Source organism: Bradyrhizobium sp. (assembly GCF_049581145.1).
Taxonomy (GTDB): Bacteria; Pseudomonadota; Alphaproteobacteria; order Rhizobiales; family Xanthobacteraceae; genus Bradyrhizobium.
On the sequence record NZ_JBAURI010001035.1, the window covers coordinates 1 to 1879 of the forward strand.

A 1879-nucleotide genomic window follows, 5' to 3' on the forward strand; every position below is an offset into this window, starting at 1 on the left:
ACTCCGCGCCGGTCAGATAGGCCTTCGGCGCCAGGGGCGACTGGTCGACGTGATAGCCGCACACCATGGCGCCGCGGCGCGCGGCGTTTTCCACCATCGTCTTCGGCCCGTCGACATGGCAGGTCAGCACGTCGACGCCCTGGTCGATCAGGCTGTTGGTGGCTTCCGCCTCCTTGACCGGCATCGACCAGTCGCCGGTGAAGATCACCTGCGTGGTGGCCTTGGGATTGGCGAGCCTGGCGCCCATCGTGAAGGCATTGATGTTGCGCAGCACCTGCGGGATCGGTTTTGCCGCGACGAAGCCGAGCTTGCCGCTCTTGGTGGAATAGCCGGCGACGATGCCGGAGATATATTGCGCCTCGTCGATATAGCCGAAATAGCTGCCGGCGTTTTTCGGGTCCTTCTCGGTCCACAGGCCGCCGCAATGCTCGAAGCGGATCTTCGGGTATTTGGTCGCCATCTTGATCATGTGCGGGTTGAAGTAGCCGAACGAGGTCGGGAACAGGAGCGTCGCGCCGTCGAGATTGATCATCGACTCCATCGTCTTTTCGACGGCGTCGGTTTCCGGCACTTTTTCCTCTTCGACAACCTTGATGCCGGGCAGCTTCTTCAGCGCGGCCGCGCCTTGCGCATGGGCCTGGTTGTAGCCGTAGTCGTCGCGCGAGCCGACATAGATGAAGCCGATCGTGGTGTCCGCGGCCGAAGCAGACCGGACGCCGAAGGCCGTGCCCAGCGTCAGCGCTGCGCTGCCCTGCAACAGGTGTCGTCTTGAAATCCTACCAAGATCCATTGCTTGCTCCCTTGGGCGGAGGACCCGCCGCTCATCTCGCCGCTTCGCCAGGTCCGGCGGAGCCCGCACGCCCCGTCGCAAGCTTCGTGCCAAAACTGAGCTTGTGAATGTGAGGCGGTAAGATATTGACGGAGCTGGAATTATCTCCGCTTGGGCGGTTGGACCAAAAGTTAGGCGGCAACGCCACAGCTTAAAATTTAGTCGACATTCGGCGATTGTATGCAAGAGAGTTAAGCATTGTTTCGGACCTGTCCCGGCGTTCTATTTGCTGCGCGGGCGATTTGCGGGCCGGTTGAGGTTGACGAGCCGTTTGGGTTGTCCGCCGTCTTGCTGGCACCGAAATTGTATCGATCGAGCAATGCCCGCATGCGGGCGGGCCAATCCATCATTGGACAAAGACGGGCAAGATGAACGTCGAGACCGCCGAGCTGCAGAAGTTTTCGCTGGGTGAGGAAATCGTCGGCCGGATCAACGAACTCGGCGCGATTTCGGAAACGGCCGGGCATCTGGCGCGCATTTTCCTGACGCGCGAGCATCGCGCGGCCGCCGACCTCATTCTGGGCTGGATGCGATCGGCGGGAATGGACGCGCATCTCGATGCGATCGGCAATGTCTGCGGCCGCTACGAGGGCGACCGCCGCGGGCTGCGCTGCCTGATGCTGGGCTCGCATTACGACACCGTGCGCGACGCCGGCAAATGGGACGGTCCGCTCGGGCTGATCACGGCGATCTCCTGCATAGCCGATCTGAACCGGCGCGGGCAAAGGTTGCCGTTCGCCATCGAGGTGACGGGCTTCGCCGACGAGGAGGGCGTGCGGTTTGCGTCCACGCTGCTCGGCAGCCGCGCGGTCGCCGGCACCTTCGATGAGAGCCTGCTCGGCGTGCGCGACCAGCAGGGCGTTTCGATGCGCGAGGCGCTGATCCAATTCGGCCTCGACCCAGATCATATCGGCGCCGCCGCCCGCGCGCGCCGTGAACTGCTCGCCTATCTCGAATTGCACATCGAGCAGGGGCCGGTGCTGGAAGCGCAGGACCTGCCGGTCGGCGTGGTGACCGCGATTGCGGGCGCGACCCGGCTCGCCGCGCGGC

Annotated in this window: 2 protein-coding genes; one reads left to right on the forward strand and one right to left on the reverse strand. The window is 63.7% G+C overall.

Annotated features, from left to right (window positions below; genetic code table 11):
- On the reverse strand, positions 1–790 hold a 790-nt coding region (locus WCB02_RS33465), incomplete at its 3' end, for a BMP family ABC transporter substrate-binding protein (protein ID WP_423965176.1).
- A gap of 407 nt (positions 791–1197) precedes the next feature.
- Here WCB02_RS33465 and WCB02_RS33470 point away from each other — a divergent pair.
- Positions 1198–1879, forward strand: a 682-nt coding sequence (locus WCB02_RS33470; RefSeq protein WP_423965178.1) for a M20/M25/M40 family metallo-hydrolase, incomplete at its 3' end; no start/stop codon positions are given.